This is a genomic window from Stenotrophomonas sp. YJH_SMC_80 (genome assembly GCF_059372495.1).
Genome location: NZ_JCAFVP010000014.1, coordinates 25,255 through 43,862, shown reverse-complemented (window position 1 = coordinate 43,862; position 18,608 = coordinate 25,255). Strand labels below are relative to the sequence as shown.

The following is an 18,608-nucleotide window of genomic DNA, read 5'->3' as shown; positions in this document are numbered from 1 at the left end:
GGGGCGAGAGTACGCATGGCGATCGACGATCTGCTCGACGAGCACGAACAAAGTGAACGCGTCCGCAGCTGGCTGCGGAAGAATGGCGCCAGCATCCTCGGTGGCGTAGCCATCGCGATCGGTGCCATTGCCGGCTGGCAGTGGTACCAGAAGGATCAGGGCGGCAAGCTGGCCTCGGCCAACGTGGAATACCAGAAGGCCCTGGTCGGTCTTCAGCAGAACAAGCTCGACGACGCTGCCAAGGCAGTGAAGGCGCTCGAAGCGGGCCCGTCCAGCATCTATGGCGACCTCGCGGCGCTGCAGCTGGCCAAGGCCCAGGTCGACGCCGGCAAGAACGAAGAAGCGCTGGCCACCCTGCGCGCCGTGAAGGTCGAAAGCGACCTGCAGCGCGTGGTCGACCAGCGTGTGGCCCGCCTGCTGGTGGCCACCGGCAAGAGCGACGAGGCGATCAAGCTGCTGGGCAGCGCCACCGACAGCAGCAGCCTGGAAATCCATGGCGATGCGCTGATGGCGCAGGGCAAGCGCGATGACGCCCGCGCACAGTACGAGAAGGCGCTGAAGTCGCTGGACGTGGCAGCGCCGCAGCGGCGCCTGCTGGAAACCAAGGTTATGGATGCCGGCGGCACGGTCGCCGCCCCTGCGGAGTCGGTTTGATGAGTCAGAAGGTCATGATCACCCGCGTCGCCACCGTGCTCCTGATGGGCATGGCCCTGACCGGCTGCAGCACCATGAAGGGCTGGTTCGCCGGCAAGGACGCGGCAGCGAAGAAGGCCCAGGAGCCGGCTGAGCTGGTCAAGTTCGAGCCGAGCGTCAAGGTCAACAAGGCCTGGTCGGTCAACCTCGGCAAGGGCGAGCGCCGCATCGGCGTGCGCCAGGGCCCGGCCGTTGCCAATGGCCACGTGTTCGCTGCGGCGATCACCGGCGGCGTGCACGCCATCGACCTGCAGACCGGCAAGAAGGTCTGGACCTGGGAGCCGCAGAAGGAAAAGAAGAAGCCGAAGCTGCGCCTGTCCGGCGGCCCGGGTGTCGGTGAGAACCTGGTCGTGATCGGCACGCTCGATGGCCAGGTCATCGCCCTGGACATCAATGACGGCAGCGAGAAGTGGCGCGCCCGTGTTCCGGGTGAGGTCATTGCCGCGCCGGCCGTGGCCCAGGGCCTGGTGTTCGTGCGCAGCAACGACGGCCGCGTCACCGCGTTCGATGCCGGCAACGGCACGCAGAAGTGGTTCAACCCGAGCGAACTGCCGGCGCTGACCGTGCGCGGCAACGCGCCGGTGGTCACCGGTCCGGGCGTGTTGTTCATCGGCAAGGACGAAGGCGCGGTTGCCGCGCTGGCCATGCAGGATGGGCGTACCCTGTGGGAACAGAACCTTGGCAACGGCGAAGGCCGTACCGAGCTGGACCGCATGGCCGATGTCGACGGTGCCCCGGTGCTGGAGGGCAACACCCTCTTCGTGAGCAGCTTCAAGAACCAGACCATGGCCATCGAAGGCCCGACCGGTCGCCCGCTGTGGGCGCGCGACCATGGCGGTGCAGGTGGCGTGGCGGTGTCGTCGGGTAATGTGTTCGTCACCGACAACAAGGGTGGCGTGTTCGGCCTGGACAAGGCGACCGGCGCTGCCATGTGGTCGCAGACCGAGCTGGCGCGTCGTTCGCTGACCGGCCCGGCGCTGCACGGTGATTACGTGGTCGTCGGCGACTACAAGGGATACGTGCACTGGTTGAAGACCTCCGATGGTGCGATGGCGGCACGGGCGAAGAGCGGCGGTGACGCCCTGCTGGCCCAGCCGGTCGTCGTCGACGGGGTGCTGCTGGTGCAGAACGTGGATGGCAAGCTGACCGCCTTCCGGTTGGCAAATTAAAAATTGGAGTAATCGCGATGCTGCCTTTGGTCGCCCTGGTTGGACGGCCGAATGTCGGCAAGTCGACTATTTTCAATGCGCTTACGCGCACCCGCGACGCGCTGGTCCATGACCAGCCCGGCGTCACCCGTGACCGCAACTACGGCGTCTGCCGCCTCGACGAGGACAACCATTTCCTCGTCGTGGATACCGGCGGTATTGCCGGGGAAGACGAAGGCCTGGCGGGTGCCACCACGCGCCAGGCCCGGGCTGCGGCGGCCGAAGCCGATCTGATCCTGTTCGTCGTCGACGCCCGCGAGGGCACCTCGGCGCTGGACGACGAGATCCTGGCCTGGCTGCGCAAGCTGTCGCGTCCGACGCTGCTGCTGATCAACAAGATCGACGGCACCGACGAGGACAGCGTGCGTTCGGAATTCGCCCGTTACGGCTTCGGCGAGATGCTGACCGTGTCGGCCGCGCATCGCCAGGGCCTGGATGACCTGCTGGACGAAGTGATCCAGCGCCTGCCGGAAGAAGGCAGCGGCGAAGAGCTGGACAACGATCCGAACCGCATCCGCATCGCCTTCGTCGGCCGCCCGAACGTGGGCAAGTCGACCCTGGTCAACCGCATCCTCGGCGAGGAGCGCATGATCGCCTCCGACGTGCCGGGCACCACCCGCGACTCGATCGCGGTGGACCTGGAGCGCGATGGACGTGAGTACCGCCTGATCGACACCGCCGGCCTGCGCCGCCGTTCGCGCGTGGACGAGGTCGTCGAGAAGTTCTCGGTGGTCAAGACCATGCAGTCGATCGAGCAGTGCCAGGTCGCCGTGCTGATGCTGGACGCCACCGAAGGCGTGACCGACCAGGACGCCACCGTGCTCGGTGCCGTGCTCGATGCCGGCCGCGCGCTGGTGATCGCCATCAACAAGTGGGATGGCCTGACCGAGTACCAGCGCGAACAGGCTGAAACCATGCTGTCGCTGAAGCTGGGCTTCGTGCCCTGGGCCGAATCGGTTCGCATTTCGGCCAAGCACGGCTCGGGCCTGCGCGAGCTGTTCCGTGCGGTGCACCGCGCGCACGAATCGGCGAACAAGACCTTCACCACCAGCGAAGTGAACAAGGCGCTGGAAGTGGCCTACGAGACCAACCCACCGCCGACCATCCGCGGCCACGTCTCCAAGCTGCGCTACGTGCACCCGGCCGGCGCAAACCCGCCGACCTTCATCGTGCACGGCACGCGCCTGAAGGAACTGCAGGAGTCGTACAAGCGCTACCTGGAGAACTTCTTCCGCAAGCGCTTCAAGCTGATCGGCACGCCGGTGAGCTTCATCTTCCGCGAGGGCACCAACCCGTACGAGGGCAAGAAGAACGTCCTCACCGAGCGGCAGGTCAAGGCCAAGCGGCGCTTGATGAAGCACGTCAAGGGCAAGTGATTCACGGGAAGGCGGCCGCAGGGCCGCCTTTCTTGTCTGTGGTAGTGCCGGCCGCTGGCCGGCAACCTCGTGAACACGCCAGGCATCATCGGGTTGCCGGCCAGCGGCCGGCACTACCCCTACGTCTACAGTCCTCGATCATGGCGAACTGTTGCGACGAGCGCGGCAATGCGGCAACGCGCATGGGGCGCTGCGGGGCGCGGCCATCATCGATTCGGGCAGCTGCGCCTGCCCCGTGAGGCTTGCCCAGACCAGGGTGGTACCCAGTACCCCTGCCAGGTACGCCACCGACACTGCGCCGATCACCAGGCCCGCGGCATGCTCCAGCCACGGAAGCAATCGGCAACACCCCTGTGCCCAGCGTGGATGGCTGCCAAGCCACGCCATCAGCAGGCCGAGCGACAGCGCGACGCCGCCCAGGCAGGCCACGTAAGCGGCCTTTGTATCCATGTCGGCAACGAGGCCGCTGACCAGGGCTGCAACCGCGAACTGCAGCGTCCAGTTGTTGATGCTGGCGAGCGCCAACAGGCATCCAGCCTCGGCGTGCGGCCAACGGGAGCGGGCCTTCAGGCCCCGGGGCATCTGCAGGGAAAGCGGAGAGAGGGAGGTCAGCCCGGCGTCGCGCAGGCACATGCCCGCCAGGCGCAGCAGCAGCAGGCAGCCCGCGCACTCCATCGCCAGCGTCCACAGGCCGCGGTTTCCCAGCATGCCCGCCGCAACGAAGGCCGTGGCGCAGATGGTGCCCGTACCGATGGCGATACCGAACGATGCGGCCATGGCGGCGTGCCCGCCCGCGCCCATCGCGGTGCGCAGGATCTTCGCGTGATTCGACGCAGGCAGGAGCATGGCGAAGCCGTACAGCACCGCGACGATGAAGAACTGCTGCACGAAAACCTGCCACCAAACTACAGAAAGTGCCGAGTGTGGGCTGCGGCGGACGCGCCGTATTGAACGCTATTGCGGTTGGCGCGAATCACTGGCATCAGCCGACCCACAGCGACACGGCGATCCAGAGCGCCAGCGCAATCATCAGGAGCCCTGCGGCCCGTTCCAGCCACGGCAGGGCACGCGCGAATCGACCCAGCACCCATGGGTGGCCGACCAGCGCGGCAACCAGCAGATCCCATAGCAGGACGATGCCGAACATCCACGCGCCATAGAAGAACTTCGTTGCGGCGCTGGCCTGCGGACCGTTGAGCATCGCCGCCAGCGTTGCGTAGAACAGCGCATTCTTCGGGTTCAGCAGCGCAGACAGGGCGCCCAGCCCAGCCGCCCTCCACCATCCGTGGGCCCCACGCGCTGGCGATCCGGCGGCAGCTTCAGGTGCCTGCAACGTCGTCGAACCCGCATGGCGCAGGAACAGCGTGCCGAGGTACAGCAGGAACCCGCAGCCCGCCAACTGCACCGCGATGAACCCTGCGCGGCCTGGGCGCAGCATGGCCGTTCCGGTGAAAGCGGCTACGATGAAGACGCCATTGCCGAGGGCGATGCCTGCGCAGGCGCCACTGGCAGTGCGCCATCCCGAGGTGATCGCGGTGCGTGCAACGAGAAAGAAGTCGGGGCCGGGTGAGAGCAGGGCGAGAAAATGTACGGTGGCGATGACCAGGAACTGTTCCATCGGGTCCGGCGGCGGCTGGCTGGGGCGCCAGTCTGGGGATGCGCCGCGCGATGGTATTGAACGTTATTGCAGGCTCAGCGCCGGTACTGGCCCGGGGTCGCACCGGCGTGGGCCTTGAAGACCCGCTGGAAATGGCTCTGGTCGGCAAAACCCAGCGCATGCGCGACCACGGCCAGTGCCTGCCCTTCGCACAGCCGCCGGCGGGCCTCCTGGATGCGCTGGTCGATCTGCCAGGCGTGCGGTGTCAGGCCCGTGGCGCGTCGGAAGGCGCGGATCAGCTGGTAGCGGCTCATGCCCGCCAGCGATGCCAGCTCCTGCAGGGCCGGGGTGTGTTCGAGCCGCTGGCGCAGAACGTCCATCACCGGCTGCAAGCGCTGCTGTAACGCGGCATCTTCAAGCGGGCCGGCGACGGCAACACCATCGTGTTCATCCAGATCGCCGACGAACGCGATCAGGGCCGCTTCCTTGACGCTGACTGGATCGTCGGAGAACAGCGTCTCGTTGAGCTGGCAGTACTGCTGGTAGCGCGGGCGATGGTTGGAAATCCGGATCGGTTCCTGCTGCCAGTCGGGTTCGGGCAGGTCGTCATACTCGGCGCGGACCTCGGCCATCCAGCGCGGGTCCAGATGCAGCATCTGGTAGCTCCAGACCTGGCCGGGCAGGGGGTTGCAGGCGTGCACGCGGCCTGCGGGCACGCCGACCAGACTGCCGGGCTTCAGCAGGCGCGGCCCTTTCGCGGCGCCGGTGAACAGGCTGCTGCCGGCGTCCACGGCGCCGATCGAGAAGGTGTCATGGCTGTGCGGGCGATGGCAGGCGCGGCTGTCGCACGCCCGTCGGCTTTCGACGAAGGGCACGCGCGGGTCACGCCAGAATTCGGTGGCAGAGCGCATGCAGCGGTTCCGGGATGCAGGGGGCAACGCCCGCATGGTGCCATGTTCGGGGCAGGGCGCGTCGAGGGTGTCTGCGCGATAATGCCGCCATGAGCATCCAAGAGCTTTCCCCCGCGCAGGCACGCGAGCGCCTGGCCCATGGCGCGGTGCTGATCGATGTGCGCGAAGCGCACGAACGGGCCGGCGGGATGGCCGAGGGCGCGCGAGGCGTGGCCAAGGGCGAGCTGCAGGCCGACCCGACCGCACACCTGCCGCAGCACGACCAGGAAATCCTGTTGATCTGCCAGAGTGGCAAGCGCTCGGCCGATGCCGCGCAGTTCCTGCGGGAGGCCGGCTTCACCCACGTCGCTTCCGTGACGGGCGGTACCGTGGCCTGGCGCGAGCAGTCGCTGCCACTGGTGCAGCCGGTGGCCAGCGCTGCCGACCGCGATTTCTACGACCGTTATTCGCGCCACCTGCTGCTGCCGCAGGTGGGCGAGGTCGGCCAACGCCGGCTGCAGCAGTCGCGCGTGCTGGTGCTGGGCGCGGGTGGGCTGGGCGCGCCGGCCGGCTTCTACCTTGCTGCGGCTGGGGTGGGGCACCTGCGCTTCGCCGACCATGACCGCGTGGAGCGCAGCAACCTGCACCGGCAGATCGTGCATACCGAAGCCAGCGTGGGCCAGCTCAAGGTCGATTCCGCACGCGAGCGGCTGCTGGCGCTGAACCCGTCGATCGAGGTCGAGGCGGTGCCCGAGCGGGTCACGTCCGAGAACGTGGATGGGTTGCTGGACGGCGTGGACGTGGTGCTGGATGGATCGGACAATTTCCCGCTGCGCTACCTGCTCAACGACGCCTGCATCAAGCACGCGATACCGCTGGTGTACGCCGCCATCGAGCGCTTCGATGGCCAGGTAAGCGTGTTTGACGCCGGCCGCCAGCGTGGCGTGGCGCCGTGCTACCGCTGCCTGTTCCCCGAGCCGCCGCCGCCGGAGTTCGCGCCGAACTGTTCCGAGGCCGGCGTGCTGGGGGTGCTGCCCGGGCTGGCTGGTGTGCTGCAGGCGACCGAGGTGCTGAAGCTGCTGCTGGGCATCGGTGAACCACTGGTCGGCCGCCTGCTGCGCTTCGATGCGCTGGGCATGCGCTTCCGCGAGACCGGCATCCGGCCGGACCCGCAGTGCCCGGTGTGCGCGCCGGGTGTGCCATTCCCGGGGTATATCGATTACGCCGCGTTCTGCCGGGGTGGGTGAGGCTGGCCGGGGAATGCCTTGGTAGATGCCGACCTTGGTCGGCGTTTTCGTGCCAACCAAGGTTGGCACCTACCGAAGCGGGTGCATGGCGGCACCCACCGACGCGGATGCATGGTTTCGGGATGATGATGGGGGTAGCTCCCTACATCGTTCCACCTCCAAGACAATCCGGCGCAACATGCGTGCTATTGCCGTCATCGGCATTGCTCTATTGTTGAACCCGATTCTGGATCTTGGGGAAAACACCGCATGGCGGTAGAAGCAGCGACCAGCGAGCTGGTCAAGGTCGTCGCCCTGTTGGGCGCGGCGGTGGTGATGGTGCCTTTGTTCCGCCGGGCCGGCCTGGGCTCGGTGCTGGGCTACTTCGCCGCTGGCCTGGCGATCGGACCGTTCGGGCTGGGCTGGTTCTCCGACCCGCAGGCCATCCTGCATACCGCCGAGCTCGGTGTGGTGATGTTCCTGTTCGTGATCGGCCTGGAAATGCGGCCGTCGCACCTGTGGAGCCTGCGCAAGGAAATCTTCGGGCTGGGCACGCTGCAGATCGTCACCTGTGCGCTGGTGCTGACCAGCATTGCCAAACTGTTCGGGTTGCCGTGGCAGGTGGCCTTCATCGGTGCCACCGGCTTCGTGCTGACCTCCACTGCAGTGGTGATGCAGTTGCTGGCCGAGCGCGGTGACATCGCGCTGCCGTCGGGGCAGAAGATCGTTTCGATCCTGCTGTTCGAAGACCTGCTGATCGTGCCGTTGCTGGCGCTGGTGGCCTGGATGGGCCCGAGCGCGGGCAGCGCCGATGGCGAGGGTTCGCGCTGGCTGTCGGTAGCGATCGGCGTGGGTGCCATCGTCGGCCTGGTGCTGGTCGGCCGCTTCCTGCTCAATCCGTTGTTCCGCGTGCTGGCCGAATCGAAGGCGCGCGAGGTGATGACCGCCGCCGCGCTGCTGGTGGTGCTGGGTGCGGCGCTGCTGATGCAGCTGTCCGGCCTGTCGATGGCGATGGGCGCGTTCCTGGCCGGCGTGCTGCTGAGCGAATCGACCTTCCGCCACCAGATCGAAGCGGACATCGAGCCGTTCCGCGGCATCCTGCTCGGCCTGTTCTTCCTCAGCGTGGGCATGGCGCTGGACCTGGGCGTGGTGGCTGGCAACTGGCAGCTGATCCTGGGCCTGGTGCTGGCGTTGATGGCGGCCAAGGCGCTGTGCATCTACGTGGTGGCGCGCATCATGGGCAGCGACCACGCGCAGGCGCTGGATCGCGGCGTGCTGATGGCGCAGGGCGGCGAGTTCGCCTTCGTGCTGTTCTCGGCTGCCGCCTCGGCCGGCGTGATCAACCTGGAGATCAATGCCAACTTCACCGCCGTGGTGGTGCTGTCGATGGCGCTGACCCCGCTGGTGGTGCTGGTCTACAAGCGCATCGCACCGAAGCCGACGGTGAACATGGACGGCGTGGACGAGGCCGAGGGCCTGTCCGGCAGCGTGCTGCTGATCGGCTTCGGCCGCTTCGGCCAGGTCGCCAGCCAGTCGCTGCTGGCGCGCGACGTGGACGTGACCATCATCGACAACGATGTGGAGATGATCCAGAGCGCGGCGCGCTTCGGTTTCAAGATCTATTACGGCGACGGTACGCGTCTGGATGTATTGCATGCTTCGGGTGCGGCCACAGCACGTGCGATTGCGGTGTGCGTGGACAAGGCTGAAGCCGCCGATCGCATTGTTGAACTGGTGGCGCATGAGTTCCCGCAGGCCAAGCTGATGGTGCGCTCGTTCGACCGCGAGCATTCGCTGCGGCTGATCCATGCCGGTGTCGATTTCCAGATCCGCGAGACGTTTGAATCGGCGGTGTTGTTCGGTCAGGCCGCGCTGGTGGAGCTGGGTGCGGATGAGGACGACGCGGTGGAGATTGCCGAGCAGATCCGCCGCCGCGACGCCGAGCGCTTCGAGCTGGAGATTGCCGGTGGTGGTTTGAATGCCGGCGCCAAGATGGTGTTCGGCAACTCCGGCCAGGGCGTGCCGACGCCAACGCCGTTCACCGCGCCGAAGCGCGAGAGCAAGACGTTGAACCCGCAGGATGTGCCGGAAGAGGAAGAGTAGAGCCCGGTCGTGCCGGCCGCTGGCCGGCAGATACGGAAACGTTTCGACGTCATGAGGTTGCCGGCCAGCGGCCGGCACTACCGTGTGGGGAATTGCCGAAGCCGGTGGTTGGTAGTGCCGGCCGCTGGCCGGCAGATACGGAAACGTTCCGACGTCATGAGGTTGCCGGCCAGCGGCCGGCACTACCCGTGTGGGGATTACCCAAGCCGGCGGTTGGTAGTGCCGGCCGCTGGCCGGCAGATACGGAAACGTTCCGACGTTATGGGGTTGCCGGCCAGCGGCCGGCACTACCCGGGTCGGGAATTGCCGAAGCCGGCGGTTGGTAGTGTCGGCCGCTGGCCGGCAAATACGGAAACGTTCCGACGTCATGGAGTTGCCGGCCAGCGGCCGGCACTACCGTGTGGGAATTGCCGAAGCCGGTGGTTGGTCGTGCCGGCCGCTGGCCGGCAGATATGGAAGCGTTCCGGCGTCATGAGGTTGCCGGCCAGCGGCCGGCACTACCGTGTGGGGAATTGCCGAAGCCGGCGGTTGGTCGTGCCGGCCGCTGGCCGGCAGATGCGCGAACGTTCCGACGTCATGGGGTTGCCGGCCAGCGGCCGGCACTACCGTGTGGGGAATTGCCGAAGCCGGCGGTTGGCACGACCCCGTCAGGACCGCATCCTGCGGTGGGCGAGGGGGACTGAATCAGGGACAATAGCGTCCCCGCCGCTCCACGCCTGCCTCCGATGACTGATTCCGCCGCCCCGCATCCTGCCCGCATCCTTGATGGCCGCCGCATCGCCGAGGACCTGCTCGACAGCCTGAAGGTGCGCGTCGACGCCCGCGTGGCCGCTGGCGGCAGCCGCCCGGGCCTGGCCGTGGTGCTGGTCGGTGGTGACCCGGCCTCGACCGTATACGTGCGCAACAAGCGCCGCGCCGCCGAGAAGGTCGGCATCGAGGCACACGATTACGACCTGCCGGCCGGTACGACCGAGGCCGAGCTGCTCGACCTGATCGACCAGCTCAACGCCGATCCGAAGATCAACGGCATCCTGATCCAGCTGCCGCTGCCGGGCATCCCCGATGCGCGCCGGCTGATCCAGCGCATCGACCCGCGCAAGGACGTGGACGGCTTCCACCCGGAAAACGTCGGCCATCTGGCCCTGCGAGAGTTCGGCCTGCGCCCGTGCACCCCGCGCGGCATCACCACGCTGCTGGGCCACACCGACCAGCCGGTACGCGGCCGCAACGCCACCATCGTTGGCGTGAGCAACCATGTCGGCCGGCCGATGGGCCTGGAGCTGCTGATTGCCGGCTGCACCGTGACCAGTTGCCACAAGTTCACCCCCAAGGACGTGCTGGAGCAGGCCGTGCGCAACGCCGACATTCTGGTGGTGGCGGTGGGCCGCCCGGGCATCGTGCCGGGCGAGTGGGTGAAGCCGGGCGCGGTGGTGATCGACGTGGGTATCAACCGGCTGGATGACGGCCGGTTGGTGGGCGACGTCGGGTTTGAAGCGGCGGCCCAGCGGGCGAGCTGGATCACCCCGGTGCCGGGTGGCGTGGGCCCGATGACCGTGGCCACGCTGATGCAGAACACCCTGGAAGCCGCGGAAGCGCTGAGCTGACCTGCGATTGGGGAGATCTGCTGTTGGTGGGTGCCGACCGTTGGTCGGCACAATGCCGGGGCAGGGTGATGCCCCGCTCCTGGTAGGTGCCAACCTTGGTTGGCACAAACAGGCAGAGGCCTTGGCCCCATCTGGGGTCCTGGTGCCGGATGGATAGTGCCAACCAAGGTTGGCACCCACCCAAGCCGCCCTGAACCAATCGCCGCCCGCGCGACACTGCGTCGCATCTACCCCCTGCCACGCGGCGCGAAAACAGGGTAAAATGTCGCGCTTCCCCACATCTCGGGTATGCCGATGCTGCGCATCCAGGCTGAAGCACTCACTTACGACGACGTCTCGCTCGTCCCCGCCCACTCGACCATCCTGCCCAAGGACGTCAACCTCGAAACGCGGTTGACTCGCGACCTGAAGCTGAAGCTTCCGATCCTGTCCGCAGCCATGGATACCGTCACCGAAGCCCGCCTGGCCATCGCCATGGCCCAGCTCGGCGGCATGGGCATCATCCACAAGAATCTCAGCCTGGAACAGCAGGCCGCGGAAGTGGCCAAGGTCAAGAAGTTCGAGGCCGGTGTCATCCGCGACCCGATCACCGTCGGCCCGGAAACCACCATCCGCGACGTGCTGGCCCTGACCCAGGCGCACAACATCTCCGGCGTGCCGGTGGTGGGCAGCGACGGCCTGCTGGCCGGCATCGTGACCCACCGCGACATGCGCTTCGAGACCGAGCTGGACGATCCGGTCCGCCACATCATGACCAAGAAGGATCGTCTGATCACGGTCAAGGAAGGCGCCGCGTCCGACGAAGTGCTGCAGCTGCTGCACCGCAACCGCATCGAAAAGGTGCTGGTGGTCAACGATTCGTTCGAACTGCGTGGCCTGATCACCGTCAAGGACATCCAGAAGAACACCGACTTCCCGAACGCTGCCAAGGATCTGTCGACCCGCCTGCTGGTCGGCGCCGCCGTCGGCGTGGGTGGTGATACCGATCGCCGCGTGGAAGCGCTGGTCGCCGCCGGCGTGGACGTGATCGTGGTCGATACCGCGCACGGCCACTCGCAGGGCGTGCTGGACCGCGTCAGCTGGGTCAAGAAGAACTTCCCGAACGTGCAGGTCATCGGTGGCAACATCTGCACCGGCGAAGCCGCACTGGCGCTGCTGGACAGCGGCGCGGACGCAGTCAAGGTCGGCATCGGCCCGGGCTCGATCTGCACCACCCGCGTCGTTGCCGGCGTCGGCGTGCCGCAGGTCACCGCCATTGATCTGGTGGCCGAAGCGCTGCAGGACCGCATCCCGCTGATCGCCGACGGTGGCATCCGCTACTCGGGCGACATCGGCAAGGCGCTGGCCGCCGGTGCCTCGACCATCATGGTCGGCGGCCTGCTGGCCGGTACCGAGGAATCGCCGGGCGAGACCGAGCTGTACCAGGGCCGTTCGTACAAGAGCTACCGCGGCATGGGTTCGCTGGCTGCCATGGAAAAGGGGTCGAAGGACCGCTACTTCCAGGACGCTGCCACCGCCGACAAGCTGGTGCCCGAAGGCATCGAAGGCCGCGTGCCGTACCGCGGCCCGGTGGGCGGCATCATCCACCAGCTGATGGGCGGCCTGCGCGCCACCATGGGCTACGTGGGCTGCGCCACCATCGAAGACATGCGCAGCAAGCCCAAGTTCGTGAAGATCAGCGGCGCCGGCCAGCGTGAGAGCCACGTCCACGACGTGACGATCACCAAAGAGCCGCCGAACTACCGCGCCTGACGCGGGCCGAGCAAAGAGGAACGGGGAAGCACTTCCCGTTCCTCTTTCTCCATCTGCCGCCGTAAATCTGATTTCGTTTTCCCTACTGCATTGCCGGGGCGCCATGACCAACATCCATAACGACAAGATCCTCATCCTCGATTTCGGCGCGCAGTACACGCAGCTGATCGCCCGCCGCATCCGCGAGCTGGGCGTCTACTGCGAAATCTGGGCGTGGGACCACAACCCGGCCGAGATCGCCGCGTTCGGCGCCAAGGGCATCATCCTGTCCGGTGGCCCGGAATCGACCACGCTGCCGGGTGCACCGGCCGCGCCGCAGGAAGTGTTCGACAGCGGCCTGCCGATCTTCGGCATCTGCTACGGCATGCAGACCCTGGCCGCGCAGCTGGGCGGTGCCACCGAAGCGGCGGATCAGCGCGAATTCGGTCACGCCGAAGTGAACGTGATCAACCCGGATGCACTGTTCAAGGGCCTGAGCGACCATGGCGGCGAGCCGAAGCTGAATGTCTGGATGAGCCACGGCGACCACGTCTCCGTTGCGCCGCCGGGCTTCACCATCACCGCCACCACCGACCGCATTCCGGTGGCCGCCATGGCCAACGAAGAAAAGCGCTGGTACGGCGTGCAGTTCCACCCGGAAGTGACCCACACCCTGCAGGGCCAGGCGCTGCTGCGCCGCTTCGTGGTGGACGTGTGCGGCTGCCAGACCCTGTGGACCGCCGCCAACATCATCGACGACCAGATCGCCCGCGTGCGCGAACAGGTGGGCGATGACGAAGTGATCCTGGGCCTGTCCGGCGGCGTCGATTCGTCCGTGGTGGCTGCGCTGCTGCACAAGGCCATCGGCGAGAAGCTGACCTGCGTGTTCGTGGATACCGGCCTGCTGCGCTGGCAGGAAGGCGACCAGGTGATGGCGATGTTCGCCGAGCACATGGGCGTAAAGGTGGTGCGCGTGAATGCCGCCGACCGTTACTTCGCCGCGCTGGAAGGCGTGAGTGACCCGGAAGCCAAGCGCAAGATCATCGGCAACCTGTTCGTTGAGATCTTCGATGAAGAGTCGAACAAGCTGAGCAACGCCAAGTGGCTGGCGCAGGGCACCATCTACCCGGACGTGATCGAGTCGGCCGGTAGCAAGACCGGCAAGGCGCATGTGATCAAGAGCCACCACAACGTGGGCGGCCTGCCGGAGCACATGAAGCTGGGCCTGGTGGAACCGCTGCGCGAGCTGTTCAAGGACGAAGTGCGCCGCCTGGGCGTCGAGCTCGGCCTGCCGCGCACCATGGTTTACCGCCATCCGTTCCCGGGCCCGGGCCTGGGCGTGCGTATCCTGGGTGAAGTGAAGCGCGAATACGCCGAGCTGCTGGCCAAGGCCGATGCCATCTTCATTGATGAGCTGCGCAAGGCGGACCTGTATGACAAGACCAGCCAGGCGTTTGCCGTGTTCCTGCCGGTGAAGTCGGTGGGCGTGGTGGGCGATGCGCGGGCTTATGAGTGGGTGATTGCGCTGCGGGCCGTGGAGACGATTGACTTCATGACGGCGCATTGGGCGCATCTGCCGTATGAGTTCCTGGGTACGGTGAGCAACCGGATCATCAATGAGCTGCGGGGGGTGTCGAGGGTTGTCTATGACATCTCGGGGAAGCCGCCGGCGACTATTGAATGGGAATGAGTTGAAAGAACGAGGGCGCCGAAAGGCGCCCTCGTTGTATGCGGAGCATACTCAGGCGTTCCCGTCGCGAGTCTTATCGTGCATCGTGCTGCGGTTGCAGCATGATCAATATCCGTGGGCCCCGGCTATCCTAGGAATGAGTCAACTCTCGCGGCCGTGCTCGCGAGCAATGGCGCAGGACGTAGTGATTGGCCTGTGCTATGGGGGAGAGTGCGGATTTGCGTCTGGGCGGTAGTGGGTTCTCCGCCTAGTTGGAGTCATCGCGGGATGGCAATATCGGATTTCGACCCGTAAGCGGATATCTGCATGCGTGATAAATATAGTCTGGTTCGATTGTGGAGCGGATCGCCAAACTCGGTTATGCATTCGCTTGATGGCCTGACTCAGCCGCTCTAAGATCGGCCTGTAGCAAGGGGTGCCGGCGTTCTATCGGATTCAGGGGCATTGGCCAGATGGCTTCCAAAGGGGGAATTTGATGTCGACCGAGGCATTTTTCAATTCAGATCACAGCTCCACACTCTTCCCGCTTTCTACCAGTAGGCTGATGGTGGAGAGGCATAACCAAGAGCTTTCTGAATATATCTATCAAAAAGTCCTCAATGAGTCTGAATCGTCGGACAACTTTCTATCGCAGCAGCGTGTCTACTCGACCAAGCCGAACGGCCATCTCCGTAGGACATTCAAGTTAGACCCGGTGGCTGAGTTTTACATATATGACGTCGTCTACCGAAACAGACAGATATTTCGGGCTCAGGTCAGCGATGCTCGTCGTTCATTTGGTTATAGATTCTCATCGGGCAGTCACATAGCAGTCCACGCAGCGTATCGTGAGTATAAGGAAGCTCTTCAAGAGTGCTCTGAGAACTACAGTCATAGTCTTAGTTTTGACATAGCATCATATTTCAATAGTATTTACCATCACGACCTTGTTCACTGGTTCTGTTCAAAGATTCAGTCTGAAGATGATTGTCAATCATTTGGAAGGTTTCTGCGGGAAATAAATGTGGGGAGGAGTGTTGATGTCCTCCCTCAAGGTCTCTATCCATGCAAAATGCTAGGCAATGAGTTCTTAAAATTAGTGGACGTGTCTAGTAATTTGAAAAGCGCAAAGTTGGTTAGATTTATGGATGACTTTACGCTTTATGATTCTTCCGCAGTCACCTTGCGCAAAGATTTTCAAAAGATTCAGCAGATACTTGGGCAGTATGGATTGAATATTAATCCATCGAAGACTCGGCATGATGCAAGGATCGGCGACGTGTCGGGGAAGCTGAACGAAATTAAAGAAGCCCTTTCTGAGATCATTGAGGACTTTGAGCCGATCTATGGTGCATCCACAGTCGATGTGGTCGTCAATGAAATAGAGATTGAGAACCCGCTTGATGCCGATCAAGTGCGTACGCTCATTGATTTACTCAAGAACGATGAGGCGGATGAGTCAGATGCTGACATGATTCTGGGTTTTCTGAGCAATCACGCAGAGAGTGAGCATCTTTTGGAAGTCATTCCTGAGCTCCTTTCTCGATTCCCGAATCTTATCAAGCATATTTATTCGGTATGTGCAAATGTGGAGGACAAGCATTCCCTGAGAAACGTCATTTCCCAATATCTCGCAGAAGACGATTCCTATCTTGAATATCAATTGTTCTGGCTTGTAAAAATAGTCGAGGATCACATACTTGACCATGTCGACAGCGGCGATCTGCTGATCCGGCTCTACGAGCTTACCGGTGACCACAAGATTGCTCGCGCAAAAATTCTTGAGATACCCGTGCAAAATTATGGATTCAAGGAGCTGAGGCTTGATTACCTGAAGACAGGTCAATCAGATTGGTTGTCGTGGGCAGCCGCCATGGGCTCGAGAACATTGATCGCATCAGAGCGGAACCACTTGTTGACGTACTTTTCCAAGGGCTCTCCGCTAAATTTTCTAGTGGCGGAATGCGTAAAAAAGTTCTGATAGCTAGAGTATGAATTTGTTGTTCAGGGGGTCCCCAATTGTTGGGGATACCCTGCTATTGAGGGGGGAGGGGGCAGCAGGCCCACTCAACGAGCCCTCGGCAATGCAGAAAGAGCGTGTTAATGATCCCCTCATCCATATGGCGCTCCGGTTTGGCTGCCACCCTGCATCGGAGCGTTGCCTACTATAGGAGCTTGATGTTCACGGGGCTGCAGACGTTGAGCTTTCGCGCATTGGCTGTCTGTACGGTGCATTCCTTGTCGGCGTGCTGGCGGTGGTGACGGGGTGAGGCAAGCGAAGCCTGCGTGAGACCGGACGGCGCTCCCTCAATAGCGCACACGCCGAATGGCGTCGCGGCAATTGAGATGGCCTGGGCTTAGCTTTTGCCAAACTCGGCAGAAGGCGGCATAGTCATGCACACATTACCAAACAAGCATTGGGCGGACGTCCCCATGGCTAAGAAGGGCAAGGTAGCCAACGAAGCTCTCTTTGAAGAAAACTATGTGCTGCGGTCGCTGGGGCGGATTGGTTATGACCCAGACATGGCGCTCACTGAGTTGGTGGCCAACACGTGGGATGCGGGGGCGGCCAAGGTTGCCGTGATCATCCCGGAGGAAACGGGTGGCTTGCTATCGGTCGAAGACGATGGCCATGGGATGACCCAGGACCAGTTTCGCAAGCGCTGGATGACCTTGGGATACAACCGTCATCGAAGCCAAGGGGCGAACGTTCAGTTTCCTTCCGAACGCGACGATTGGGTGCGCATGGCCTTCGGGCGCAACGGTATTGGTCGCCATGGCTTGTTGTGCTTTTCTGATCATTACACGGTCGAAACCTGGGCGAAGGGCGTTCTTTCTACCTTTGTGATCGGCACCCGAAATCAGCCATCCCCGTTCTACATCCAAAGCCATGAGACAGGCACCCGTTCGGGCCATGGCACCCGGTTGTTGGTGGAGGTTGAACGCCACCGCCCCGATCCAGATCGGATCAGGACGGTCCTGTCGGGACGCTTCCTGCACGATCCGCAGTTCCTCGTTTCGGTGAACGGCCAGTCCGTCCCGTTGTCTGAGCATGAGGGTCTTCTGGAGAAGCGCAAGATTCAGGTCGAACCCGGCTTTGGGGTCACTGCGTACGTGTTGGACACAACACGCACGGCGAAATCCACCCGTTACCAAGGCGTTGCGTTCTGGGTGAGCAACCGGTTGGTGGGGCTGCCGAGCTGGACCGTGGGCCCGATGGCCGTTCTGGATGGGCGGGTGCGCTTTGCCAAGCGCTATGCCATCGTGATTGAGTGCGGGGCGGAGTGGCTTTCGGAGATCGAGCCAGATTGGTCGAAGTTCAAGACCACTGAGCGAACCGATCATCTTTTCGAAGCGGCCAACGGGTATGCCCAAGAAATGGTCGAGAAGTTGTCGGCCCACCTGATTGAAGAAAACTCAGAGGATGCGCTCTACAAGAATCGAGAGGATCTCCGGACGCTGCCTAGGCGGTCTATGCTTGAAGTAGCCCAGTTCACGAAGACCGTGGTGCATGATCAGCCAGGCATACCGCCGGAGACCCTAAACAAGGTCGTCAAAGCGGTTATCAAGATTCAGAAGGCGCGAAGCGGCTCAAGCTTCCTCGACAAGCTGATGCAGTTGGATGAGCACGACATCGACGGGCTGGATCGATTGCTGGGACAGTGGACTGTGGAGGATGCGCTCACGGTTCTGGATGAGATCGACAGTCGTTTATCCATCATCGCCGCCATGGAGAAGCTCAGCGGCGACGCGGAAGCCGACGAACTGCACACCCTCCATCCGCTCGTGACGCAGGCACGTTGGCTGTTTGGGCCGGAGTTTGATAGTTCGGAGTATGCGTCGAACAACACGCTGCGCACGGTCGCCACCAGTCTATTCAAAGCAAGAAAGCAAAATCAGAGCTTTGCTAATGCAGCGAAGCGCCCCGACATCGTCGTCCTCTCCGATGCCACCCTCTCAATCGTTGGGACGGAGAGTTTTGATACCGCCAAGGATCAGCTCGTGATGATGCGCGATGTCCTGCTCATCGAGCTGAAGAAAGGTCGTTCTGAAATCGGTCGCAAAGAGATGAATCAGGCGGCAGAGTATGTCGATGAACTTGTCTCCAGCGGGGGCATACAGGGAAGTCCCTTCTTCCATACCTTCGTGGTAGGCCATTCGGTCGCGTCCAATATACCGACTGTCAATAGCCGGGAGTACAACGGCGTTCAGCGCGGTCGGGTGACGGCGACCACATACAACCAGCTTGCAATGACGGCGAATCGACGCCTCCATGGGCTCAAGGCAAGAATACCCTCGCGATACGAGGAGGTTTCTGGTTACGAGCTGGTCCAGAAAGTCATGGGGACGCCAAGCCAAGCTTCGTTCGTGCCGCCAGCTGAGTAGTGCTGTGTTCAGCCATATCTGGCGACCGCTTCTGACCGAAAGCAGACTTCCTCACTTTTGCTGGCGCGAGTTTGCGGTGATCGCGGAACCTGCGGAGGGACTGTTACTTGTGGGCTTGTTAGCCG

The 18,608-nt window shown here is 63.6% G+C and carries 13 protein-coding genes; 10 read left to right on the top strand and 3 right to left on the bottom strand.

Annotation, left to right across the window (positions count from 1 at the left end; all coding sequences use genetic code 11):
• Nucleotides 1–15 precede the first annotated feature (15 nt).
• From AC5P99_RS18130 to der, 3 genes are read left to right on the top strand one after another with little or no spacing between them, the layout of a single operon-like run.
• Nucleotides 16–654, top strand: a complete 639-nt coding sequence (locus tag AC5P99_RS18130) for a YfgM family protein (protein ID WP_005409299.1) — start codon at nucleotides 16–18, stop codon at nucleotides 652–654.
• Nucleotides 654–1,862, top strand: a complete 1,209-nt coding sequence (gene bamB / locus AC5P99_RS18125; RefSeq protein ID WP_005409300.1) for an outer membrane protein assembly factor BamB — start codon at nucleotides 654–656, stop codon at nucleotides 1,860–1,862. The genes AC5P99_RS18130 and bamB overlap by 1 nt, the downstream gene beginning before the upstream one ends.
• A gap of 17 nt (nucleotides 1,863–1,879) precedes the next feature.
• A complete protein-coding gene (gene der, locus AC5P99_RS18120; protein ID WP_012479950.1) occupies nucleotides 1,880–3,277 on the top strand; it encodes a ribosome biogenesis GTPase Der in 1,398 nt (465 codons plus the stop codon).
• A 138-nt stretch (nucleotides 3,278–3,415) separates the two neighbouring features.
• On the opposite strand, the gene AC5P99_RS18115 is transcribed toward der, so the two are convergent.
• The 3 genes from AC5P99_RS18115 to AC5P99_RS18105 all read right to left on the bottom strand — a co-directional run bounded on the left by AC5P99_RS18115 (nucleotide 3,416) and on the right by AC5P99_RS18105 (nucleotide 5,785).
• Nucleotides 3,416–4,165: a hypothetical protein gene (locus AC5P99_RS18115; protein ID WP_049450117.1), complete on the bottom strand. Its 750-nt coding sequence runs from the start codon at nucleotides 4,163–4,165 to the stop codon at nucleotides 3,416–3,418.
• 94 nt (nucleotides 4,166–4,259) lie between these two features.
• On the bottom strand, nucleotides 4,260–4,895 hold the full coding sequence (locus AC5P99_RS18110) for a LysE family translocator (RefSeq protein ID WP_049450119.1): 636 nt from the start codon (nucleotides 4,893–4,895) through the stop codon (nucleotides 4,260–4,262).
• A 74-nt stretch (nucleotides 4,896–4,969) separates the two neighbouring features.
• Nucleotides 4,970–5,785 (bottom strand): helix-turn-helix domain-containing protein, encoded by an 816-nt coding sequence (locus tag AC5P99_RS18105; protein WP_495213404.1) that lies wholly within the window; start codon nucleotides 5,783–5,785, stop codon nucleotides 4,970–4,972.
• Nucleotides 5,786–5,874: 89 nt separating this feature from the next.
• Between AC5P99_RS18105 and moeB the strand changes: the two genes are divergently transcribed.
• The 7 genes from moeB to AC5P99_RS18070 all read left to right on the top strand — a co-directional run bounded on the left by moeB (nucleotide 5,875) and on the right by AC5P99_RS18070 (nucleotide 18,483).
• The gene (gene moeB / locus AC5P99_RS18100) at nucleotides 5,875–7,011 is read left to right on the top strand and encodes a molybdopterin-synthase adenylyltransferase MoeB (RefSeq protein ID WP_495213403.1); all 1,137 of its coding nucleotides are present in this window, start codon (nucleotides 5,875–5,877) and stop codon (nucleotides 7,009–7,011) included.
• Nucleotides 7,012–7,260: 249 nt separating this feature from the next.
• Nucleotides 7,261–9,093 carry a monovalent cation:proton antiporter-2 (CPA2) family protein gene (locus AC5P99_RS18095; protein WP_495213402.1) on the top strand — a complete coding sequence of 611 codons (1,833 nt, stop codon included), beginning with the start codon at nucleotides 7,261–7,263 and terminating at the stop codon, nucleotides 9,091–9,093.
• 725 nt (nucleotides 9,094–9,818) lie between these two features.
• Nucleotides 9,819–10,697, top strand: a complete 879-nt coding sequence (gene folD, locus AC5P99_RS18090) for a bifunctional methylenetetrahydrofolate dehydrogenase/methenyltetrahydrofolate cyclohydrolase FolD (RefSeq protein WP_005416247.1) — start codon at nucleotides 9,819–9,821, stop codon at nucleotides 10,695–10,697.
• Nucleotides 10,698–10,991: 294 nt separating this feature from the next.
• Complete coding sequence (guaB, locus tag AC5P99_RS18085; RefSeq protein WP_005409308.1) at nucleotides 10,992–12,449, top strand: IMP dehydrogenase; 1,458 nt, start codon at nucleotides 10,992–10,994, stop codon at nucleotides 12,447–12,449.
• 103 nt (nucleotides 12,450–12,552) lie between these two features.
• Complete coding sequence (gene guaA / locus AC5P99_RS18080; protein WP_014646866.1) at nucleotides 12,553–14,118, top strand: glutamine-hydrolyzing GMP synthase; 1,566 nt, start codon at nucleotides 12,553–12,555, stop codon at nucleotides 14,116–14,118.
• 475 nt (nucleotides 14,119–14,593) lie between these two features.
• On the top strand, nucleotides 14,594–16,078 hold the full coding sequence (drt5, locus tag AC5P99_RS18075; RefSeq protein ID WP_495213401.1) for an antiviral reverse transcriptase Drt5: 1,485 nt from the start codon (nucleotides 14,594–14,596) through the stop codon (nucleotides 16,076–16,078).
• Nucleotides 16,079–16,530: 452 nt separating this feature from the next.
• On the top strand, nucleotides 16,531–18,483 hold the full coding sequence (locus AC5P99_RS18070) for an ATP-binding protein (protein ID WP_495213400.1): 1,953 nt from the start codon (nucleotides 16,531–16,533) through the stop codon (nucleotides 18,481–18,483).
• Nucleotides 18,484–18,608: the final 125 nt, after the last annotated feature.